This is a genomic window from Flavobacterium supellecticarium, from assembly GCF_004801375.1.
In the GTDB taxonomy this organism is placed as follows: domain Bacteria; phylum Bacteroidota; class Bacteroidia; order Flavobacteriales; family Flavobacteriaceae; genus Flavobacterium; species Flavobacterium supellecticarium.
The window spans coordinates 66,266-88,033 of record NZ_SSNZ01000010.1 but is presented as its reverse complement, the minus strand read 5'-3'; the positions used below and the strand labels follow the sequence as shown (position 1 = coordinate 88,033).

Here is a 21,768-nt window from a genome sequence, read left to right as displayed (position 1 = left end):
CTAATTGTTTTCTGGTCTCAGGCTGCGAACCGTTTTTCCTGCCTGCCACATTTCACTTTCCCGTAACGCTGATAATTCCGCTTCAAGTCGGATTCTGTAATCAGATTTACTATTACTGTCAATAACCTGCTGTGCCTCTTGTCCGGTGGTTACACTCTCGTACAAGGCTTCAAAAAGTGGCAGGTTCACATCCCGGAAACGTTTCCACCAGTCCAACGCTCCTCTTTGGGCCGTTGTACTGCAATTGGCATACATCCAGTCCATTCCGTTTTCGGACACCAACGGCATTAACGACTGAGTCAGTTCTTCGATGGTTTCATTAAATGCCTCCGATGGACTATGCCCGTTTTTTCGCAATACTTCATATTGTGCCGCAAAAAGTCCCAGAATCGCTCCCATTAAAGTGCCCCGTTCACCCACCAGATCGCTATAGACTTCTTTTTTAAAATCTGTTTCAAACAGGTAGCCACTTCCAATCGCAATACCCAAAGCTACAACCCGCTCCCTTCCCCTTCCGGTGGCGTCCTGATAGAGCGCATAACTACTGTTTAATCCCCGGTTTTCTAAAAACATTCGGCGTAATGACGTTCCCGAACCTTTTGGTGCCACCAGAAAAACATCTACATCCGACGGTGGAACAATTCCGGTATGGGTATTAAAAGTTATACCAAAACCATGTGAAAAGTATAAGGCTTTACCCGATGTGAGGTGTTTTTTTACTTTTGGCCAGTATTCAATTTGGGCGGCATCACTTAACAGATAACAAATAATCGTCCCCAGAATCAATGCGGCTTCAATCTCAAACAGGGTTTTTCCGGGCACAAATCCGTCGTGTATCGCTTTATCCCAGGATTTTGAATTCTTCCGTTGCCCAACGATAACCGTTATCCCGTTGTCCCGCAGATTCAGTGCCTGACCGGGTCCCTGTACACCATACCCAATTATTGCTACCACCTCATCTTTTAATACTTCACGGGCATGTTCCAAAGTAAACTCTTCCCGTGTAACGACCTGCTCTGCTACGCCTCCAAAATACAATGTTGCCATATTAATTCCCTTTTTAGATTGTTATTTTCTTTGTTTATTTCCCCATTATCCGATGTAATCCATATCCATTTTTAGCTACTGCAATCCGGGAACTTATTGAAAATTCTTCCAGTCCCAATGGTTTTAAAACTTCCATAAGCTCGTTAATTTCATCCCGGTGTCCGGTGACTTCAAATACTGTATAATCCTTACGTATGACCAGTATACTGATCTTGTATTCCCGTAAAATCTGTATCCCCTGTGTCCTGGAAACCATTATTTTTGTCGGTACTTTATATAAAGCCATTTCCTGCCAGATAAGTTCCTCATTGGTATAGTAATAGACTTTTAAAACATCTACCTGTTTTTCTAATAAATAAGCTAGTTTGCGGATAGTATCATCGGTATCCACAACAACAATCGTAAACCGCTGAATATCGGAAACTTCGGTTGGTCCGGCATTGATACTATTGATATTGATTTTCATTTTAAAAAATAACAACGCAATACGATTGATAAGTCCGTTAGCATTTTCGGTATAAATTGTGATCGTAAATTCCTGTTTTCGATTCATTTCTATAGCATTTTAAATTTCATTTTTATTGAATACAACCTCCGATACACTTTTTCCCTGTGGTACCATCGGGAAGATGTTATGTTCTCTTCCTACTACGACTTCCAACAGGTAACTCCCTTTATGATGAAGCATTTGTTCTAATGAATTTTGCAAGTCTTCTCTTTTTTCCACCCGTTTTCCCGGAATTTTATACCCTCGGGCTACCTGAACATAATCCGGACTTTCAATAGCCACGCAGGAATAGCGACTTTCGTTAAAAAGCTCCTGCCATTGCCGTACCATCCCTAAAAAGTTATTGTTCAGGATTAGTAACTTTACATTGGGCTTAAATTGCATGATTGTTCCCAGTTCCTGTATGCTCATCTGAATACCTCCATCCCCCATAATCGCGATCACCTGACGTGTCATAGCTCCGTAATAAGCCCCGATAGCAGCAGGAATAGCAAATCCCATCGTTCCGAGTCCGCCACTGGTGATGTTGCTTTTCGAGTGTTTGTAATGCGCATAACGACAGGTTATCATCTGATGCTGTCCGACATCGGTAACCATAATCGCTTCACCTTTGGTTAGTTTATTAAGATTGTGAATTACCTCTCCCATTGTTAGCACATCCCCGGAAGGGTAAATTTCATTTTGGATTACTTTTTTATTTTCTATCACGGCACAATCTTTAAAGCGTTTATACCAATCCTTGTGTGTATTGGAAATAACAAGTCCGCTTAGTAATGATAGCGTCTCTTTACAGTCACCACACACCGGAATATCAGCTTTTACATTTTTATGGATTTCGGCACGATCAATATCCAGATGAATTACTTTTGCCTGGGTGGCATACCGATCCAGACGGCCTGTCACGCGATCGTCAAAACGCATCCCGATCGCAATCAACACATCACATTCATTCGTTAACAAATTGGGGCCATAATTTCCATGCATCCCAACCATCCCTACCGCCAGTGGATGATCCGTTGGAATCGCACTCATCCCCAGTATTGTCCACGCTACCGGAATACCGGTTTTCTCAATAAAATGCCGCAACTCAATTTCTGCTTTTCCCAGTAAAACCCCTTGTCCGATAATTGCAAAAGGACGCTTTGACATGTTGATTAACATAGCTGCCTGCGCGATACATTCTATATTCGGAACGGCTATTGGTTTATAACTTCTGAGAAAATTGCATGGTGTATAGTGATCAAAAACTATTTTTTGTAATTGGGCATTCTTGGTAACATCAATTACAACGGGTCCCGGCCTTCCGGATCGGGCTATATAAAATGCCCTGGCTAATACTACCGGAAGTTCTTCGGCATCGGTTACCTGACAATTCCATTTGGTTACCGGTGTGGTAATCCCAATCACATCGATTTCCTGAAAAGCATCAGTTCCTAAAAGATGGGCATACACCTGACCGGTAATACAAACTACAGGTGTACTGTCTAACAAGGCATCGGCAAGCCCGGTAACCAGATTAGTTGCACCCGGTCCGCTGGTTGCCAATACGACACCAACTTTTCCGGATACCCGTGCATAGCCCTGAGCTGCGTGAATAGCTCCTTGTTCATGGCGTACCAGTATGTGTTCTAATTTTCCTTTATAATCGTACAAAGCATCATATAATGGCATAATAGCACCACCCGGATAACCAAAAAGGGTTGTAACTCCTTCATTCCGAAATATTTCGAGTATAACCTGGCTACCGGTTCTATTTACCGATAAGCTTACCTCATCCGACTCTATATGTCGTTTTTCCATCATATCAATCACAATTTATGCATCTGTCACACAACCCTCCGAGGCCGATGATACCGTTAATGCGTATTTATACAACAATCCTTTTGTGACTTTTAATTTCGGTTTTTTCCATTGTTGTTTCCGGATTTCGATTTCTTTATCTGAAACCTGTAATTCCAGTGTATTGTTAACCGCATCGATAGCAATACGGTCGCCATCCTGAATAAAAGCGATCAATCCACCTTCATAAGCTTCGGGGGTAATATGTCCTACAACAAAACCGTGGGTCCCACCGCTAAACCGTCCATCTGTTAATAATGCAACACTTTTTCCGAAACCGGCTCCGATTAAGGCACTGGTTGGTTTTAGCATTTCCGGCATACCCGGCGCACCTTTTGGTCCTTCATTGCGAATCACAATCACATCACCATGGTGTATTTTTCCATTTTGAATACTGGCAATCAGTTCTTTTTCGCTTTCGAAAACCCGTGCCGGACCGTTAAAAAAAGTACCTTCTTTTCCACTGATTTTGGCAACACTTCCGTTTTGGGCCAGATTGCCGTATAAAATTCTTAAATGCCCGGTGGCCTTAATCGGATCTGTTAACGGTTTTATGATCGATTGTCGGGTAAAATCGAGTCCTTTAACCTGTTCCAAATTTTCGGCTACCGTTTTTCCGGTTACGGTAAGACAATCCCCATGAAGCAAACCTTCCTGTAGTAGATATTTCATTACTGCCGGTATCCCTCCCTGTTCGTGTATATCCTGCATGAGATATGTCCCACTAGGTTTTAAGTCGGCAAGAACCGGTGTTTTATCGCTCATCTTCTGAAAATCATACGGAGTCAATAATATCCCTACACTTTTGGCCATGGCTATCAGATGCAATACAGCATTGGTACTTCCGCCGAGAATGATCGTTAGGCGCATTGCATTTTCAAAGGCTTTACGGGTCATAATATCCGTTGGCTTAATATCCTGTTCCAGGAGCCTTTTTAAATACCATCCGGCATCCAGACATTCCTGTCGCTTTTCGAAACTCATCGCCGGATTGGAAGCCGAATACGGCAGACTCATGCCCAGTGCTTCTATTGCTGAAGCCATCGTATTGGCCGTATACATTCCACCACAGGCTCCGGGTCCGGGGCAAGCATTCTTGATAATACCATTATACGTTGCTTCACTTAATTGACCGGCTATTTTTTTTCCAAACGCTTCAAAGGCCGAAACAATATTTAGTTTTTCTCCGTTATAATAACCCGGTGCTATGGTTCCGCCATAAACCATCAAAGACGGTCGGTTAAGTCGTCCCATGGCGATAATACTCCCCGGCATGTTTTTATCACAACCCGGTAATGCGATCAAACCATCGTAATATTGAGCACCACATACCGCTTCGATACTGTCGGCAATTACTTCCCGACTTACCAGTGAATAACGCATGCCGTCGGTACCGTTGCTTATACCGTCACTCACACCAATCGTATTAAAAACCAATCCGGCCAATCCTTCCTCCCAGCTTCCTTTTTTTACGAGTTGCGCCAGATCATTCAGGTGCTTGTTACATGGATTTCCATCATATCCCATACTGACAATCCCTACCTGTGCTTTGGCCATATCAGCATCGGTAAAACCGATCCCGTATAACATGGCTTTGGCTGCCGGATAATTGTCACCTTGCGTTAATAGCGCTGAATATTTATTTTTTTTCATTTTAGTTTATTTCCAATCGAATCCATGCTTTTCCCTAAAACCAGACTGCTGTATGCTTTTTGTATCTGATTACTATAAGTATCAACCCATTTTTTGCAAAACGGAACAGCATCTAAAGAAGCCAACGTGACTATTTCGGCTGCCGTACCGCAAAAAAAAGCAGCATCAGCACCTTTCATCATTTCCGGTTTAAAAAATTTTTCCACTACCGGAATTTCCAGTTTTTTACAGATTTCAATAACCACAGCACGGGTTATTCCCGGAAGAATATTGTCTTTGGGCGGTGTGAATAATATTCCGCTTCTTTCGAAAAACACGTTCGCTCCGGAACTTTCCGCGACATTTCCATTGCTATCGAGCAATAAGGCTTCATCGAATCCCTTATCCCGGGCTTCCTGACAAGCTAATATTGAATTAACATAATGACCACTTACTTTGGCTTTGACATGAAAAGCTTCCGGATTAGGTCGGCGATACGATGAGGTCATTACCCGTAACTGGTTGGTCAGATAGCCATTATTCCATTCCCATGCTTCAATAACCAGCTGACTTTCTTTTGCTTTTGAAAGGCCCATATTGGGTGAGCTGATTACCAAAGGGCGTATATAAGCATCGCTAAGATTGTTCCGTTTGAGTACTTCATAGGATAATTCAATCAATTCCGGAATAGTATACGAAAACGGAATGTGCATCGTTTCGGCCGAAAACCGCAAACGGTCGTAATGCTCCGCAACTTTAAAAATCTGTGTCCCATTTGGGGTTTTATACGATTTTATACCTTCGAATACAGCATATCCGTAATGAAGCGATTGTCCGTAAAGATCGGTTTTAGCTTCTGTGGCTTTTACAAAGTTTCCGTCGAAATAGATAATGGTGTCGTTGTCATAATACATAGTAAATACTTTTAAATTTAGTTCAAAAAAAAGCCCCTCCCGATGTGAGAAGGGCCTGAATCATATACCAATATGATGTATAGCTTCCTACTCACGATAGTAAAAGTATAATAGTGTTTGAAATTGTATGTGTAACTTCCGGTTTCATTTAGTATACATTTAAAAATAAAAAAAGCCGCCCCAAAATCGGAACGGCTTTGTATGATTCATCTTTTATATTACTACTATACCCTTCCTGCATCAGCGCTAACTGCGATAATGCTACTAACTGTAACTGTAATAATATTGGTAGTAATCACGTGAATTGTAATTATCGTAAATGTACATAAAAAACACATAAATACAAGCTTTATTTATATTTTTTTAGTACACTATTTATTTCAAACAATTCTACATTAAAAACAATTGCTTTTTTCAAAGTATAACATTTTATTTTTTTTATCTGAAAATCACGTAGTACTACCTGAATTTTAACAATTCTGGTTTTTTAAATTGCAATAATAAACCACCAAACAAACTACCATGCAAAATGACCTACCCCACAAAGCGGCTATGGATTGCGAAACTAATCCGACTGCTTCCCTCAAGAAAATGTTTATCGACAGTACTATGGGCAACCGTATTATGGCCGGGCAATGTCCGGTGCGACGTGCTGTATTTTTAAAACCTCATGGTGTGGCCAAAGCCGATTTTATTATGGTACCGGGATTACCGGAACAGTATAAAGTTGGGATTTTTGCGCACGAGCGTTTTAGTGCCTGGGTTCGCTTTTCGAGCGATACTCAGCCGCATGCTCCGGATATGAAATCGACAGTCGGAATCGGAATCAAACTTTTTGATGTTCCGGGTGAAAAATTGCTGGAATCCAGTAAACACGCAACCACTGCCGATTTTCTATTGCAAAACATGAACGTCTTTTTTGTAGACAATGCCACCGAAATGTGCAAATTCACGAAAGCCGGTGTGGTGGATCACAATTATGATCTCTATCTGAAAGACCACCCGGAAACACAAAAAATTCTGGACGAAATGGCTAAAACCGTAGATAGCTGCCTGACAACTCCTTACTGGAGCGGACTACCCTATGCTTTTGGCGATCGCTTTGTAAAATACAAACTGGAACCGATCGGACCACCATTCGGTGTGCCGCCATCGCAAAATACTTCCGATTACCTACAGGCCGATTTACAAGCCCGCCTCAATATGGGTGAAGCGCAATTTAATTTTATGGTACAGTTTCAAACCAACCCGGAAACAATGCCTTTGGATAAAGCCATGACACCCTGGAGCGAAACGGAATCCAAACCGGTACATATCGCCACTCTTGTAATTCAAAAACAGGACATTACCAATCAGGGACAGGCCGAATATGGCGAAAACCTGTCATTTAACCCGTGGCGTACTTTAAAAGTACACGAACCGCAAGGTAGTATCAGTGCTGCCCGTAAAGTAGTATATGAAGCCGGTGCCGAATTGAGACGTTTTAAAAATGGTGTTCCGGCTATCGAACCGAATACACCAAGACCCCTTAACCTTAAATAAAATAGTGCTATGGATATCAACTCAATAAAAAGTGTAGCAATCTACCCGGCCATCGGTGTGGCGCGCATCGGAAATTCAAAAGAATATTATCTGGCTTCCGATTTACCGGGTGTGGCTCCCGTAGCGGAAGGCGGTTTTAAAGATAACGACAACTTGTTCAAAAAACAGGTGCCGCGATTTCGTATTTATGCCCTGGACGAAAATAACGAACCCTTGGGCGAAATCAATACCGATACTGACAATGTGAATATTGAATGGCGCGTACACGTGGCCAACCGAAAAGCCGCCTGGTATCAGTTTAATAATGCCCTGGATTTGGGCAAATACAGCATTCCGAGTACCAAACGTAACGGCGCTGTTCCCGATCCGGATCGGAATCAACTGGTGATCGATCCCGGACCGCGAACCATTAGCGGAAAAAACATATCCGGACCAAAATATCACTTTGACTCCGGGAAATTCTACGATAAAAAAGTATCCCTGGGCGAAATCCGTACCGACGATAAAGGACGTTTGTTGTTTTTTGGTGGTGATGGAAAAAGCGAATCCCGATTGGGAATAAAAGCCATTACATTTGCCAATAACGACGACTGGCACGACGATACTTCCGACGGTACCGTAAGAGCAACCGTTACCATTGGCGGACAAACCTTCGAGGCGAAACCTTCTATTGTGGTTTGTACGCCTCCCAACTTCGGACAAGGTTTGTTTCCGGTAGTGAGTATGCTGGATGTGGTTGACGATTTATACATCCGCGAAGGCTGGTTCCCTCCTAAAGAAAAGATTATCTTTTACCGGGATATTTATCCGATACTATCCCGTATGAGTAGTACGCAATGGGTAAACGAAGGCTTTTTTATGTTGTTTGGAACCAATTCGCCTAGCGATTTTGAAAATCCGGAATTTATTGCCCAGCTGGAAAGTCCGGACCCGGCTCGTGAAGCCGAACGCAGACGTGTTTTCGAATGGTTCCGCGACCGGAATTCGACGGTATACGAACCGGCCAAAATTCCACCGCACTATGGCGATTTATTTGGCGACTACAACGATCTTCCCGCTGTAGATCTGGCGGTAACCGATACGCAATACGACATGCTGCGCCGTTGGGCCGAAGGGGATTTTACAACCGGAGAACTCCGGAAACCGGTTGTTTTTGACGAATTACCCGTGCGTTCACAAGTATTGGCGTTATTAAAAGCTCCGTTGGAAGAATGCCTGGGCGGACCTTTCCATCCGGGAATTGAAATTACATGGCCATTCCGTCACCTGATGATGTGGAGTGAGCCATACCGATTAAAAGTCCTTCCGGAAGATTCCGGTGTTCGCGACGACTACGGTGGTATGCTAACCTCCGAAATTGCACTGTCGCCTAATGGTCCGCTGGACGGAAGTGGTCCGGGATCAGTAACCCGTTGGTTGGGTGTTCCGTGGCAAACCGACGAAGCGAGTTGCCTTTCCGGATATGACCTAACCTTATACCTTCCGTTACCGTCATTCTGGTCGGTTAGGGTTCCGAATACCGTACTTTCGAAAGATAGTTTTGATCGTTTGAATGTTTCCACAACCAGCGACGGTCAAAAATTAAAACATTTCTCCTACCGTGTGGACTGGATGCGTGATTTCACCACTACCTATGTAACCCGTATCAACAATATGGTTGCCAAATGGCATCAACTGGGAATCATTACCAGACATGATCTGGAAAATCCGTCCCAATTCCTTCCGGAAGCCTTATGGGTGGAAACCGATCGCAAAGGTCCGACTGGTACTGATCCGACATTGGTACAGGTACGTCATGCCGAACAAGATCCGATCGTTACCGCAAGAGGATTAATGGCAGAAGAAGCACCACGTGAAAGTCAACCGTTAAAACGTCACGAATTATAAAAAACCGATATTACATACCCGTTGTTATTGTGGGAGCTGGCCCGGCCGGATTGGCCGCAGCATTGACCTTACAAAAAGAATCCGTAACCTGTGCTGTTATCGACTATCGTCGGGAAAACGTTTTTAAACCTGGGGAATCTTTAGCGCCGGGTGCCAACTTTATCCTGGACAAACTCGGACTTCACAAGATACCAGCTTCCGGTTTTCACAATACATATGTAGGTAATAACGTTGTGTGGGGCGATACTATGCCCCGCCAACGTTATTTCTTAAATGAACCCTATGGTAACGGATTACACCTAAACCGTGTGGTCTTTGAAAATCAGTTACTCGAAACGGCCATTGAACGCGGTATTTCTTTATTTCTTAATTATCAGATCAAAAATATTACAGAAACTCCCGACAAGATGTTTCTGGAATGTCTTTCTCCTGCCGGAAATTTTACCGTAATCGAAACCGATTTTATTCTCGATTGCAGTGGAAGAGCCAGTATTGTAGCCAAAAAATCCGGTGTAAAAAGAACAACATTGGATAATCTGGTTTCCTATCATTTTATGATTCCAAAACCGGAAACCGTTTTAAAAGGAATGACCTATATCGAATCGGTTGCTGATGGCTGGTGGTACATGGCCCCAGTCAACGATGGTAAAACTGTAGTCAATTTTATGTCGGACAGTGACCTGCATATGGTCAAACCAGAACTACTCAAAGACTGGTTGCGACAGAAAATACAACAAACGCGGCATTTTTCGGCTTTAGTTTCAGAAAATGCTTTTGATAACCTGATGCATTCCGGAATTAAAACTGCTTCTACTTCCCTGTTGGAAGTTCCCGGTGGCGACCGATGGCTCGCGGCTGGTGATGCGTTGTGTTCCTATGATCCACTGACCTCATTTGGTATTACCAATGCACTGACAGCCGGTTATGCCGCTGCCAAAGCCATTACCGGTTTACGCAATGGTGACGGAACTGCTGCCAGCGATTACCTCTCGAAACAAATGGTACTTTTTAATAAATCGGTTGCCATGTTACACAACCAATACCGACAGGAACAACGTTGGACCGATTCGCCGTTTTGGAAGCGACGCCTTTAAAAGGGGCGGGATATTTCCTATAATCGGGATAATTTAAAAAAAAGATTATATTTGTTTTGTAAAACCTTAATACCTAAATATGCAATCCGAAAACACTATTGTAGCTTACGCTTCCGAACTGGAAAAAGCTACTTTCTACAAAAAAACTTATCTACACGTGGCAATTGCCATTCTTGCTTTTATTATTGTAGAAACGATTTTAATTCATACCGTTCCCATGGAATGGATAGCTGCAATGGTTGGTGGAAAATTCGTATGGTTGTTTATCATCGGACTTTTTTGGTTGGGTACCACCCTATCCGAAAAAATGAGTTTTAACCCGTCGCGCGAACAACAATATTTAGGACTGGGATTGTATGTAATTCTGGAAGCTATTATTTTCCTACCGATGATTGTTATTGCTGTAGCGCTTACTAATAGTGCCGAGTTGATCACTCAGGCTGCAATCATTACCCTGTTTATGTTTTCCGGATTGACCGCTGTGGTATTTTTTACCCGAGCCGATTTCTCGTTCCTTAGAACGGCCATTATTATTGGTGGTTTTATTTCACTGGGATTAATCGTTGCCGGAGCCTTATTCGGATTTAATCTCGGATTATGGTTTTCTGTCGGAATGGTAATCCTGGCTTCTGTCAGTATCCTATACCAAACACATCAAATTAAAAATCAGTATGGTACGCAACAATATGTAGGTGCTGCATTACAATTATTTTCATCCGTAATGCTTTTATTCTGGTATGTATTACGCATCCTGATGAGCCGAAGAAATTAATCTTACAATTTATATTTATACTAAAAAAGACTGCCAGAATAGGCAGTCTTTTTTGATTGTGTCGTATGTTGTTTTTATAATTCCAACGGTATTCGTATCCCTTTCCATTCGGTTAATTTGGCTTCAAAACCTTTACCGGCATTCGCAGGGCTTGTCGATGGCAATACCTGTAAATGATAGGCTTTGGTTGTTTTTACATATTTTTTAAAATATGCCGCTGCTTTTTGTCCGTTAAAGAAAATATGCGTGATTTCGGGATGTTTTTCTAAAAAATCATTAAAATCATTAGGTACTTCCTGTTCGATCGCACTATCCAGACTTCCTTCTCTTTTACAAGCCTGCAATACATCCCATAGCGCAACTTTATTTTGTAACAACAATGCTTTTTTGGTGGCATAATCATTAGAAAAAGAAGCTTCAAAAATGGTAAACATCAATTTCCAAAAATGATTCCGGGCATTGCCATAATATTCTTTTGCCATTAAAGAAGCAACACCGGGTATGGTTCCCAAAATCAATATCCGGGCGTTAGTTTCCGATACGGAAGGAAAAGAATAAATGAGCATGGACATTATTTTTTAAAAAGATTCCTACTGCAAAGTAGCGACAATCCGGCAAAATTCAAAAAGGATTTGCCTAATCGTCTTAAAAAAAAGCTGTATTTACTAGTGTTTTCAGCCTTTCCGGAAGACAAAAATAAAATTGTAACGGTTGCTTTAGCGGTTGGTGTTAAAGCGGTTATCCCTTCTTTACTTTATCTTAAAAATTATCTTGTTAAAGTATTCTAACTTACCCGCGATATTATTTGTTTTTTTAGTGTCAAAAATCTAATTTTGAACGAATCAATCATTTGATATTAACTCAAAAAAGCCTGAATTATGAAATTACCTCTACAAGACATTCTGGATGGAATCCGTGAGTGGAACAAAGTCCGTAAAGACCGTGAATTAGCAACTTTCTATTTAAGTACCGCTCGTTATTTCTCTTTTGAATGTGCCGACAAAGGGACTTCAAAATACCTGCATGCGTATCCGGGTATCTACGAGAACCACTTATATTTCTTTTTGATCCCTTCGGAATTTGATTCCCCGGATTCGAAAGCGGTTGCCGATATCGATGCGCATATTAACGCTACTCCGGTAAATATTGGAATGGGCAACGGAGGTCAGGAGCTTCCTGAAAAAGAGGCACAAGAACGAATTGACAACTGGGATAATAACGTAAAAGAATGGGTTTCGGTACAAATCGATGCACCGGAAGGTATTTTCCAGGCTTTTGCCATTCCAACCGATTATATCAAAGAAAAAGTAGCGATTCCATATGATGCGGATTTTGCACTTAGAGCCAGTACTGCAGCTGTTTCCGGTTATGTAGCCGATTTGGTTATCGTGGATAAAGAACTTAAAAAATCGGTGTACTATGATACGGTACGACCGGTTCCACCATTTGCTCCTTTGGAAGGTGATTTCTATTTATTACAATTGGCCGAAAACTAATATATGACGTTTTATCAGTTTCTGGACTATCTGACGTATTTATCACCGGCGCTTCTGCTCACCGGGATTGGGATTGGCATGTATCGTTACAAATCGCTCGCCCTTTCTCATAAAATGCTGTTGCTCTATATCGGTGTGGCACTCTGCACGGATCTTAGCAGCCGCCTTTATGGTCATTTGTTTGGAAACAACCTGATATTCATCATTATGTTCAGTTTATTGGAACTGATCATTTTTACAATTTTATACCAGTTCTGCTTTTTTGAAAAGAAAAGCAGAACTCTTTTTTCGCTTACGTTTGTTGCCAGTGGATTTATTGTCTGGGAGCTTTTTTCATTACGTACCATCGCTCCTCAACAATTCCAGTCCTATTCCAAAGTTATGGATGCCTTTGTGATCATATTATTTGCACTGGCTTATTTTTTCCAGAAAGTAGGAAAATACAAAACCACGCAAAAGGAAGAATTACGGCTTAATGCCGCCATTTTACTCTTTTTTTCATTACACCTTTTGTTTTTTCTGCCCATTAACTTCCTGATCAATGTAAGTTCCGGACTTAAGTTTTATTTCTGGATGGCTAATCTGGTCGTTACACTTATTTTTTATGCTTTTATAAACTGGGAAATATGGAAAAATGGCTAGATCCCAAAACCATTATGCTATGGATTATCATTGCCATTACGGTGGTTTTCATACTGGTTTTTTCGTTTATACGGCTTGCCTATCTCAACTTTAAGCAAATGGCGGAAGCCCAGTTGGAAGAATCCCGTTTAAAGCTGGAGCATCAAAAAAAACTACTTGAAAACGGTATTTTGGTTCAGGAACAGGAACGTACGCGTATTGCTGCCGATTTGCATGATTCGCTTATCGGAAAACTCACTTCGCTTAAATTAAAGCACCAACTGGATTACAATAGTGACGAAATGGACTATTTATTAAGTGAAAGCATAGCCGATGCGCGAAGAATTTCACACGATTTGAGTCCACCTATGTTAGAATTCATATCTTTGTATGAATTAATTGACGGAATTATTACCCCCTGGAAAAAAAACATTGCGGTCGACTTTTATCATGATGTACGTACTGATGTTGCGTTACCCAATAGTATTAAAATTCAGTTTACCCGTGTTTTACAGGAATTGATTACCAATATTTACAAACATGCCGGTGCTTCCGTAATTACTGTTCACCTGCGACAAAGCGATCGATTGCTTTGCCTTTTGGTGAAAGATGACGGTAAAGGTTTTGATCCGAATCAGAATAAAAAAGGACTCGGACTACAAAACATTGAGCTACGGATGCTTTACCTAAACGGTAAACACAGTATCAAACCGCTCCGCAAAGGAACCTCGGCCTTACTATTACTTGAAGATTATAAAAACCTGATATGAGTACCATTCGAATTGCCATAACAGACGATGATGGTTTAATTGTAAAACTACTGGAAAACTTCCTGAGCATGCAGCCGGGATTCGAAGTGGTCTACACCGCCGAAAGTGGTGACGTTTTGCTGTCGTACCTCGAAAGAGCCGAGATTTTACCCGAAGTCTTACTATTGGATTTAAAAATGAAAGGTATGGATGGTATTGAAGTGACACGCCATCTTAAAGCTAACTTCCCGGATATCAAGGTGATTATCGTGTCGTCGCATTACCAGCGGTCGTTTATGAACTTTATGCTCAAAACCGGTGCTTCGGCTTTTCTTCCAAAAGGGGTTTCCCCTATTTTATTGGCCGAAATTATTCCGATTGTACACCAGAAAGGGATCTTTTTTATGGAAGATCAGATGGAAGCCATTCGCGAACAAGCAGCTGCCAAAACAAACCAAAAGTCAATTTTTGACAACGGTACTGAACTTTCCAAACGCGAAATCGATGTATTACGCCTGATCAGTCAACAGAAAACAGCAAAAGAAATCGGTGATGCACTCTTTATTACCGCCCGAACCGTAGAAGGTCATAAAAACAATCTTTTTGTTAAAACCGGGGCTAAAAATATAGCCGGACTGGTTATTTATGCCATTCAGAATAACATCATCAGTGTGGAGGAACTTCCAATGATTTAACCTATTTATTTGAAAAACAGGTAATTTCATCCATACAACGTTACAAAATTATTCCGAACTTTGAGAAATAAGGTCCCAAACCTATCTCAACTTAATTTGTAACATTATGGAAAGTATTCAATTCGGATTGGCCAACAATTACGATAGTGGTCGCTATAACTCCATCGCAACCAACGAACGGATCAGCATCGAAGTACACAACTCGGAAAGTTCCGGAAAAATGTGGTACCATATCGGTTTGATCAATAAAGCAACTATCGAATGGGGCGAAAGCACTCCTTATAGCGACGGTTTTTCTCCGTCGGTTGCAATTAACAATAAGAACATTGTTGTCGAAGTACACGAAACCAGTAACATCCTTACGCATTCGATGTATGCTAAAGTCGGACTTGTAAACGGTTCTACTATCGAATGGTGGGGAAAAGATGAAAAATACGATACCGGCGTCCAACCCTGCATTGCGATAAACGATTATGGCGTGCTGGTGGAAGTGCATAAATCGCAATCGCATGACGTCCTTTATTACCGTGTTGGAAAACTCAATGGCAAAACCATTAGCTGGGGAAAGAGTCATGACTACGAAAAAGGCAGTAAGCCTTCGGTTGCCATTACCAACTCCGGATGGGTTGTCGAAGTACATCAATCGGAAAGTCCTGCTAAATTACACTACAGAGTGGGCCATATCAATGGCGATTCTATTAATTGGAGCAATAGTATTCCGTATCAGGATGGTATTAATCCGAGTATTGCGATTACCGATGACGGTCGTATTATCGAAGTACACGAATCACAGGGTATTACAGGACTATGGCAAATGTCGGGTGTGATAAACGGCACGTCAATCCTATGGTCGAAAGCAACAAACTTCGATTCCGGCTCGACTCCAAAAGCCGCGATTTCATCCAGCGGACAAGTTGCCGTACAGGTACATGCCAGCGAAGGACTTTCTTTTGGATTGTGGTATTCCCTTTCCCGATTAATGAATACCGCCGATTTTATGAGGGATTTACTCCCCTTAACACAGGATCTTCCGTTAAAAAAAATGGTTTTCCCGGCCAGCCACGATGCCGGAATGTACACTCATGGTTTGGAAACTCTTGGCAAAACACAGGATCTCAATCTGTATCAACAATTAGAGGCCGGCGTACGCTATTTTGACTTGCGCCCGGATAAAAATCTGAATATTTATCATGGATTTACCGGACCTTCGGTACAGGAAGTTTTAGATGACGTAAAGCTTTTTTATAAAGAAGGCCATCGCGAACTGGCTATACTGAAATTTTCACATTTCGATGGGTTTACATCCGCTATTTATGAGACGTTAAAAACAATGATCAATGACACCATCGGGCCGTGGTTGTTTCGTTCGATTCCAGACGGATACCAACGATTGGCCGATATTCCGATGGGAACCTACCTCAAAGACAGCGGACAAATTTTAGTGGTAATCGACGATAATTGGGCGGTAACCGATGAACCAAAAGAGGGCTTCTGGGTATACCGTGACTGGCAGGATAACACGGCAAATCTAGGCGATCTGACCGTTTTTGATATTTATTCCAATTCGATGTTTTACAGCACTATGGAAACCGATCAGCTGCAAAAATTCAATGCTTTTAACGGTCAATGTTGTAGCAAACAAAAAAATGACAGTTGGGAATGTCAGGAGTTTTCACAAACCCCTTGTGATCTTTTCTTGCTATCGTGGACGTTAACTCCGCCAACCGCTGTTTGGTTGTTCGCCAAAGAACCTGATAGCAACCTTGGCCGGATTATGTCGTATTTGCAACCCAATACAAACGGTTATTTTCCGAATATCCTTTATCTCGATTATACGGAATATGCGCGTCCGACGTTTATCGCCGAATTGTTCACCAAAATTTATAACAACATCACGCACAGATCGGCACTTCCTAAGGAAGTAAACGAGATGGCGGGGTAATTTCTATTTCATAAGTATGGAGGGAGTTTGGGTTATCTCCCTCCTTTTTTATGACAGCTTACGCTCTTTTTTCCATTTGCGGATTCGTCCTCTGGCATTGGTATAAGGTGATGCTGTGTTGAATTGTATCATCCGACCAAGTGTCCATTTTTCGTACCAACTTTGCTCATAAAGCACTGCATTGGTTTTGCTTTCGATGAGCGCTAAAATCCGATCTACCGTTTGATCCAATCGCTGAAGTAATGTAGTCCATTCAATTTCTTCGTAATCACTATAAAACTTCTGTGCCAGCTTTCCCAACTCGTTCCATTTATAACCGGTTTCCGGGAAATCAACGGCTTCACCAGCATCCATTTTCTGATTCCATTTTAAAACCAGTTCGCCCCATCCTACCAGATAAGCTACCAGATTATGCAAACTCATTTGGGTTCCTTTGGAATGCCCTTCCAATTCTTTACTAACCGTTAATTCAACAGGAATTGTACTCAATTCTTTTTTGAGTTTTCCATAATTGATTTGTATCGCATCAATTAAAGCTGTTTTATCTGTTGGTACCGCCATTTTTTCTTTTTCAAATTTAATCATAAAACATAAAAAAACCTGTCAGGTTTTAAAGACCTGACAGGTTTAGCTGCATTCCTACAGTTTCGGTATCACTTATTTTACCGGTGTTCCATCCGGAATTTCTTCAGTAGCTTGTTTGATCAAAAGCATATCCGGTGTAATCGCTCCGAATACTTCGATTTTATCTTCTAAAATACGCCCTTTCTGAACCGGTAGTCGACTAGTTTTATGGTCTTTTACCGATACGACAAACGTTCCTTCACTCGAAGTAACCACAGCCGATTTCGGTACGACATACGTACTGTCTTTTGCGGTTAACGGTAATTGTACTTCGGCAACCATACCCGGTAACAATTTATTTCCTTTGTTGATCACATCCATTTCCACGCGCTCCGAACGAAGTCGGCTATCCAAGGCGCCCGACATACGGGCAATGGTAGCCGAAAAATCCTGTCCCGGTAACGATTTTACCGTAAATTTCAAAGCTTCTCCGGTTTTCAGATAACCCGAATATTGCTCCGGCACATATACCGAAAGACGTAGTTTGTTTTGTTGCTGAATGGTCATCAACGGTTGCTCCGAACCTTTCCCGGCCGGTCCTACATAAGCGCCGTGGTTGACGTTACGCGTGGCCACAACACCGTCAAACGGAGCGCGGATTTGCAAATAACCCAATAAGGTCTGAATTTCACTATACGATGCTTTTGCTGCCTGATATTGTGCAAAATCGGAATTTTTACGTGCTTCCGCTACTTCCAGATCGTTACGGGAAACGGTTCCCTCTACTTTACTGGTTTCAAAAAGACGGTTGTACGTACTTTTACTCGCCGTATACACCGCTTCCTGTGATTTTAAACGGGATTGGGCCGCGGCTAATTGTGCGCTCAATTCCGGCGCTTCCAGTACCATTAACAACTGGCCTTTTTTAACCTCCGTACCGATATCGGCTTTTAATTCTTTTACGTAGCTGCTCACTTTCGCATAAACATCAACCTGTTGGAAACCGCTGATTTCGGCCGGCATACGTAATTCGGTTGACAATATTTCTTTTTTCGGTACAAAAGTCTCCAATACCGGTGCCGCAGCTTCCGTTACCGGGTTCTCACTTTCCTTTGCTTTGGTCTGGCAGCCTACCACTAAGGCTGCCGATCCTAAAAATGCAATTGCTTGTATTACTTTATTTCTCATCTGTTTGTGCTAATGCCGCTATATAATGTTTACTTTCTTTATCTTCCGGATCCAGAGATACCGATTGGGTTCCGGTTTTACCCATCACCCAGGCAAAAATAACCGGCAGGATTACCAATACTGTAAAAGTAGAAAATAAAAGTCCTCCGATTACTGCTCTTCCTAATGGGGAAACCTGTTCGCCACTTTCACCATGTCCGATTGCCATTGGCAACATTCCGGCAATCATCGCGATACTGGTCATGATAATAGGACGTAATCGCAACGAAGCGGCTTCCCGTGCCGAAACCAACGCATCGTTATTGTGTTTCCGCAGTTGTTCCGCATTGGTGATCAATAACACGGCATTGGCGATCGAAACCCCTACCGACATGATGATTCCCATATACGATTGTAGGTTTAAGGTCGATCCGGTTGCCAATAATAACAACAACGATCCCAAAACTACTGCCGGAACAGCTGTTAAAATAACCAGTGAAATACGGAACGACTGGAAATTAGCCGATAACATCAGGAAGATTACGATTACCGCTACCAATAAGCCTGATTCCAGACTGCTCATCGTTTCACTTAACACTTTCCCCAAACCGATCTGTTCGATAAACAAACCTCTTGGCAATTCACCCAACGAAGTGATCGCTTGCTGTACATCTTTCGAAGCCGATCCCAAATCTTTATGATCAATATTTGCAGTGATCGAAATATACGGCATCGCACCTAAGTTATCGTTTTCACCATAGGTAAACGACGGCGTAATTGTAGCCACATCGCTCAATACCGGACGGGCTGTATTTTTCAGCAACGGAATCTCTCCTATTTGCTTGATATCGGTCATTTTGTCTAAAGGAACCTGAACCTGTACGTTATACGACAATCCGGCCTTTTCATCGATCCAGGTATTCTTTTCCGTATAACGGGACGAGGAAGTCGAAGCAATCAGCGATCGGGAAATCTCGCCCATATCCACACCCAATTGTGCCGCGCGAACCCGGTCGATATTGATATCCAATGCCGGATATTTGATGGGTTGTGCCAGTTGAATATCTCTAAAATATGGTTTCTGACGCAATTCGGCCATCAGCTTATTCGCGTATTCCTCATTTTTCTTTTTGTTTTTACCGGCAATACGCACTTCGATTGGTGTTGGCGATCCCTGACTCAATACTTTATCGGTCAATTCGATCGGTTCGAACGAAACGCTAACATCCGGTAATACTTTTTTCAATCGCTGACGGAATTCGTCTTTAAAATCATCCATATCGCGATGGTATTCCTTTAAAGCCACCTGAAACACCGCTTCGTGCGGACCTGCCATAAAAAGATAGATCGGCGATACTGAAAACAACGACGGGTGTTGTCCTACATAAACCGACGAAATTGAAAGGTGTTCTTTTCCAACCAGTTTTTCCAGTTCGGCTAAAGCTACTTTGGCTTTTTCTTCCGTTCGTTCCAAACGCGTTCCATCCGGTGCTTTTAATCGCATCTGGAACTGACTGGAGTTTACTTTCGGGAACACATCCTGCCCGATTACATTTAGCAATAAAACAGCCAATGCGGTTACCCCAACCAGATATAGGATCGTGATCGGTTTTTTATATACAAACAAACGGTTGATCAACTTCATAAAGCGGTTGCGGAAACGTTCAAACGGACTGATTTTTCCATCGCCGTTAAAATCTTTTCGTTCCACCAGTATCTTTTTCTGATCCATCGTGTCTTTTTCCGATTCCGGCGTTAAGCCCGAAGCCAGAAAAACCGCTTCATCATCACTAATCTCCGCTGAATGTGGCACTTTAGCATGGTCTTTCATCAACCAGTTGGCCATGATCGGCACAAATGTCTGCGATAACAGGAATGATATAATCATCGAGAATCCTATCGATAACGCCAATGGAAGGAATAACGATCCCGGGATTCCTTTCATCGTAAAGGCCGGCGCAAATACTGCCAGAATACATAATAAAATTAATAATTTCGGTAAGGCGATTTCCTTACAGGCGTCCCATATCGCGAGTGCCTTGGGTTTGCCCATGTCGAGATGCTGGTGGATGTTTTCGATCGTAACCGTACTCTCATCAACCAAAATACCGATCGCCAATGCCAATCCGCTCAACGACATCAGGTTGATCGTTTGTCCGAATAATTTCAGAAATAAAACCCCGGATATAATCGAAATCGGAATCGTAAGGATTACAATTAACGCCGCCCGACGGTCGCCCAGGAACAATAATACCATCAAACCGGTTAATATCGCCCCGATGATTCCTTCGGTAATCAAACTTTTAACAGAGTTGATCACATAAACCGACTGGTCAAATTCGTACGATAACTTTACATCTTCCGGTAGCGTACTCTGGATTTTGGGCAACTCCGCTTTTAACTTTTGTACCACATCCCAGGTCGAAGCATCTCCGGCCTTGGCAATACTCACATATACCGAACGTTTTCCATTTACCAAAGCATAGCCGGCCGTAATATCGGCTCCATCTTTTACAGTCGCTACATCGCCCAGATACAGGTTTTGTACACCACCTTTAAACAATGGAATCTTTTCAAAATCTTTAATCTCTTTGATCGTATTATTCGTCGGCGTGATATAGTTTTTATCTCCTACGCGAACGTTTCCGGATGGTGCCGTCTGGTTATTAAGTCGGATCGCTTCTACAATCTGATCGGGTGTCAGGTTATGTGAACGCAATAAATCCGGATCCACGTTAATTTCTACGGTTCTCGGGCTACCTCCAAACGGCGGCGGCGACAATAATCCGGGAATCGACGTAAACGAAGCCCGCACATAAACGTTGGCCAAATCCTGTAACTCGTTATTTGAACGGGTCGCACTACTGAGTACCAATTGCCCTACCGGTAAGGAAGAGGCATCAAAACGAATGATAAACGGCGGTTGCGATCCTGGAGGGAAAGCTGCCTGAATCCGGTTGGAAAGCGCACTTAATTCGGCCGCAGCCTGTGCCATATTCGTATCTTCATAATACGAAACTTTCATTAAGGTAAGCCCTTGTATATTCTTTGTTTCTATTGATTTAACGCCATTCGCAAACAACATGATGTTGACATAGTTTTTGGCAAAATAGGATTCCATCTGGTTGGGCGTATATCCTCCGAACGGGTGCGCCAGATAAATCACCGGCAGGTTCATTTTTGGAAGAATATCCACCTTGATGCTTTTTACAGCACCGATTCCAAAGATGATCAATCCCATTACCAAAACGATAATCGAAATCGGTTTACGAAGTGCAAAACGTATTAAATTCATCTTT

At 42.3% G+C, this 21,768-nt stretch carries 18 protein-coding genes; 9 read left to right on the top strand and 9 right to left on the bottom strand.

Annotated elements, in window-relative coordinates:
- From ilvC to E6C50_RS15875, 5 genes are read right to left on the bottom strand one after another with little or no spacing between them, the layout of a single operon-like run.
- Positions 1 to 1,047 carry a ketol-acid reductoisomerase gene (gene ilvC / locus E6C50_RS15895; protein ID WP_136404227.1) on the bottom strand — a complete coding sequence of 349 codons (1,047 nt, stop codon included), beginning with the start codon at positions 1,045 to 1,047 and terminating at the stop codon, positions 1 to 3.
- Positions 1,048 to 1,081: 34 nt separating this feature from the next.
- Positions 1,082 to 1,600: an acetolactate synthase small subunit gene (gene ilvN, locus E6C50_RS15890; RefSeq protein WP_136404226.1), complete on the bottom strand. Its 519-nt coding sequence runs from the start codon at positions 1,598 to 1,600 to the stop codon at positions 1,082 to 1,084.
- A 12-nt stretch (positions 1,601 to 1,612) separates the two neighbouring features.
- The gene (gene ilvB, locus E6C50_RS15885) at positions 1,613 to 3,358 is read right to left on the bottom strand and encodes a biosynthetic-type acetolactate synthase large subunit (RefSeq protein WP_136404225.1); all 1,746 of its coding nucleotides are present in this window, start codon (positions 3,356 to 3,358) and stop codon (positions 1,613 to 1,615) included.
- Between the two features lie 12 nt (positions 3,359 to 3,370).
- Complete coding sequence (ilvD, locus tag E6C50_RS15880; protein ID WP_136404224.1) at positions 3,371 to 5,047, bottom strand: dihydroxy-acid dehydratase; 1,677 nt, start codon at positions 5,045 to 5,047, stop codon at positions 3,371 to 3,373.
- Positions 5,044 to 5,940, bottom strand: a complete 897-nt coding sequence (locus E6C50_RS15875; RefSeq protein WP_136404223.1) for a branched-chain amino acid transaminase — start codon at positions 5,938 to 5,940, stop codon at positions 5,044 to 5,046. The genes ilvD and E6C50_RS15875 overlap by 4 nt, the downstream gene beginning before the upstream one ends.
- Positions 5,941 to 6,462: 522 nt before the next feature.
- On the opposite strand from E6C50_RS15875, the gene E6C50_RS15870 reads away from it, so the two are divergent.
- From E6C50_RS15870 to E6C50_RS15855, 4 genes are all read left to right on the top strand, one after another.
- On the top strand, positions 6,463 to 7,482 hold the full coding sequence (locus E6C50_RS15870; RefSeq protein ID WP_136404222.1) for a catalase family protein: 1,020 nt from the start codon (positions 6,463 to 6,465) through the stop codon (positions 7,480 to 7,482).
- 9 nt (positions 7,483 to 7,491) lie between these two features.
- Positions 7,492 to 9,369 (top strand): LodA/GoxA family CTQ-dependent oxidase, encoded by a 1,878-nt coding sequence (locus tag E6C50_RS15865; protein ID WP_136404221.1) that lies wholly within the window; start codon positions 7,492 to 7,494, stop codon positions 9,367 to 9,369.
- Complete coding sequence (locus tag E6C50_RS15860) at positions 9,363 to 10,463, top strand: FAD-dependent monooxygenase (RefSeq protein WP_136404220.1); 1,101 nt, start codon at positions 9,363 to 9,365, stop codon at positions 10,461 to 10,463. Before E6C50_RS15865 ends, E6C50_RS15860 begins: the two co-directional genes overlap by 7 nt.
- Positions 10,464 to 10,542: 79 nt before the next feature.
- Positions 10,543 to 11,235 (top strand): Bax inhibitor-1/YccA family protein, encoded by a 693-nt coding sequence (locus E6C50_RS15855; protein ID WP_136404219.1) that lies wholly within the window; start codon positions 10,543 to 10,545, stop codon positions 11,233 to 11,235.
- Between the two features lie 74 nt (positions 11,236 to 11,309).
- On the opposite strand, the gene E6C50_RS15850 is transcribed toward E6C50_RS15855, so the two are convergent.
- A complete protein-coding gene (locus E6C50_RS15850) occupies positions 11,310 to 11,801 on the bottom strand; it encodes a DNA-deoxyinosine glycosylase (RefSeq protein WP_136404218.1) in 492 nt (163 codons plus the stop codon).
- 312 nt (positions 11,802 to 12,113) lie between these two features.
- Here E6C50_RS15850 and E6C50_RS15845 point away from each other — a divergent pair, with 312 nt between their 5' ends.
- From E6C50_RS15845 to E6C50_RS15825, 5 genes are all read left to right on the top strand, one after another.
- Positions 12,114 to 12,731 carry a hypothetical protein gene (locus E6C50_RS15845; protein ID WP_136404217.1) on the top strand — a complete coding sequence of 206 codons (618 nt, stop codon included), beginning with the start codon at positions 12,114 to 12,116 and terminating at the stop codon, positions 12,729 to 12,731.
- 3 nt (positions 12,732 to 12,734) lie between these two features.
- Complete coding sequence (locus tag E6C50_RS15840) at positions 12,735 to 13,373, top strand: hypothetical protein (protein WP_136404216.1); 639 nt, start codon at positions 12,735 to 12,737, stop codon at positions 13,371 to 13,373.
- On the top strand, positions 13,358 to 14,122 hold the full coding sequence (locus tag E6C50_RS15835; RefSeq protein WP_136404215.1) for a sensor histidine kinase: 765 nt from the start codon (positions 13,358 to 13,360) through the stop codon (positions 14,120 to 14,122). Before E6C50_RS15840 ends, E6C50_RS15835 begins: the two co-directional genes overlap by 16 nt.
- The gene (locus E6C50_RS15830; RefSeq protein ID WP_136404214.1) at positions 14,119 to 14,796 is read left to right on the top strand and encodes a response regulator transcription factor; all 678 of its coding nucleotides are present in this window, start codon (positions 14,119 to 14,121) and stop codon (positions 14,794 to 14,796) included. Before E6C50_RS15835 ends, E6C50_RS15830 begins: the two co-directional genes overlap by 4 nt.
- A gap of 106 nt (positions 14,797 to 14,902) precedes the next feature.
- Positions 14,903 to 16,738 carry a PI-PLC domain-containing protein gene (locus E6C50_RS15825; RefSeq protein ID WP_136404213.1) on the top strand — a complete coding sequence of 612 codons (1,836 nt, stop codon included), beginning with the start codon at positions 14,903 to 14,905 and terminating at the stop codon, positions 16,736 to 16,738.
- Between the two features lie 48 nt (positions 16,739 to 16,786).
- Here E6C50_RS15825 and E6C50_RS15820 read toward each other — a convergent pair whose 3' ends face one another.
- The 3 genes from E6C50_RS15820 to E6C50_RS15810 all read right to left on the bottom strand — a co-directional run bounded on the left by E6C50_RS15820 (position 16,787) and on the right by E6C50_RS15810 (position 21,764).
- The gene (locus E6C50_RS15820; protein ID WP_317128636.1) at positions 16,787 to 17,323 is read right to left on the bottom strand and encodes a ClbS/DfsB family four-helix bundle protein; all 537 of its coding nucleotides are present in this window, start codon (positions 17,321 to 17,323) and stop codon (positions 16,787 to 16,789) included.
- Positions 17,324 to 17,395: 72 nt separating this feature from the next.
- Positions 17,396 to 18,490 carry an efflux RND transporter periplasmic adaptor subunit gene (locus E6C50_RS15815; RefSeq protein ID WP_136404212.1) on the bottom strand — a complete coding sequence of 365 codons (1,095 nt, stop codon included), beginning with the start codon at positions 18,488 to 18,490 and terminating at the stop codon, positions 17,396 to 17,398.
- Entirely contained in the window at positions 18,480 to 21,764 is a 3,285-nt protein-coding gene (locus E6C50_RS15810; RefSeq protein ID WP_136404211.1) for an efflux RND transporter permease subunit, read from the bottom strand. Before E6C50_RS15810 ends, E6C50_RS15815 begins: the two co-directional genes overlap by 11 nt.
- Positions 21,765 to 21,768 lie beyond the last annotated feature (4 nt).

What these genes read in the sequence shown, in the direction of transcription:
- E6C50_RS15870 (WP_136404222.1), top strand. Translation starts at nt 6,463, where the DNA reads ATGCAAAATGACCTACCCCACAAAGCGGCTATGGATTGCGAAACTAAT.
- ilvD (WP_136404224.1), bottom strand. Translation starts at nt 5,047, where the DNA reads ATGAAAAAAAATAAATATTCAGCGCTATTAACGCAAGGTGACAATTAT.
- ilvC (WP_136404227.1), bottom strand. Translation starts at nt 1,047, where the DNA reads ATGGCAACATTGTATTTTGGAGGCGTAGCAGAGCAGGTCGTTACACGG.
- E6C50_RS15865 (WP_136404221.1), top strand. Translation starts at nt 7,492, where the DNA reads ATGGATATCAACTCAATAAAAAGTGTAGCAATCTACCCGGCCATCGGT.
- E6C50_RS15875 (WP_136404223.1), bottom strand. Translation starts at nt 5,940, where the DNA reads ATGTATTATGACAACGACACCATTATCTATTTCGACGGAAACTTTGTA.
- ilvN (WP_136404226.1), bottom strand. Translation starts at nt 1,600, where the DNA reads ATGAATCGAAAACAGGAATTTACGATCACAATTTATACCGAAAATGCT.
- ilvB (WP_136404225.1), bottom strand. Translation starts at nt 3,358, where the DNA reads ATGATGGAAAAACGACATATAGAGTCGGATGAGGTAAGCTTATCGGTA.
- E6C50_RS15835 (WP_136404215.1), top strand. Translation starts at nt 13,358, where the DNA reads ATGGAAAAATGGCTAGATCCCAAAACCATTATGCTATGGATTATCATT.
- E6C50_RS15825 (WP_136404213.1), top strand. Translation starts at nt 14,903, where the DNA reads ATGGAAAGTATTCAATTCGGATTGGCCAACAATTACGATAGTGGTCGC.
- E6C50_RS15845 (WP_136404217.1), top strand. Translation starts at nt 12,114, where the DNA reads ATGAAATTACCTCTACAAGACATTCTGGATGGAATCCGTGAGTGGAAC.
- E6C50_RS15855 (WP_136404219.1), top strand. Translation starts at nt 10,543, where the DNA reads ATGCAATCCGAAAACACTATTGTAGCTTACGCTTCCGAACTGGAAAAA.
- E6C50_RS15850 (WP_136404218.1), bottom strand. Translation starts at nt 11,801, where the DNA reads ATGCTCATTTATTCTTTTCCTTCCGTATCGGAAACTAACGCCCGGATA.
- E6C50_RS15840 (WP_136404216.1), top strand. Translation starts at nt 12,735, where the DNA reads ATGACGTTTTATCAGTTTCTGGACTATCTGACGTATTTATCACCGGCG.
- E6C50_RS15810 (WP_136404211.1), bottom strand. Translation starts at nt 21,764, where the DNA reads ATGAATTTAATACGTTTTGCACTTCGTAAACCGATTTCGATTATCGTT.
- E6C50_RS15820 (WP_317128636.1), bottom strand. Translation starts at nt 17,323, where the DNA reads ATGATTAAATTTGAAAAAGAAAAAATGGCGGTACCAACAGATAAAACA.
- E6C50_RS15830 (WP_136404214.1), top strand. Translation starts at nt 14,119, where the DNA reads ATGAGTACCATTCGAATTGCCATAACAGACGATGATGGTTTAATTGTA.
- E6C50_RS15815 (WP_136404212.1), bottom strand. Translation starts at nt 18,490, where the DNA reads ATGAGAAATAAAGTAATACAAGCAATTGCATTTTTAGGATCGGCAGCC.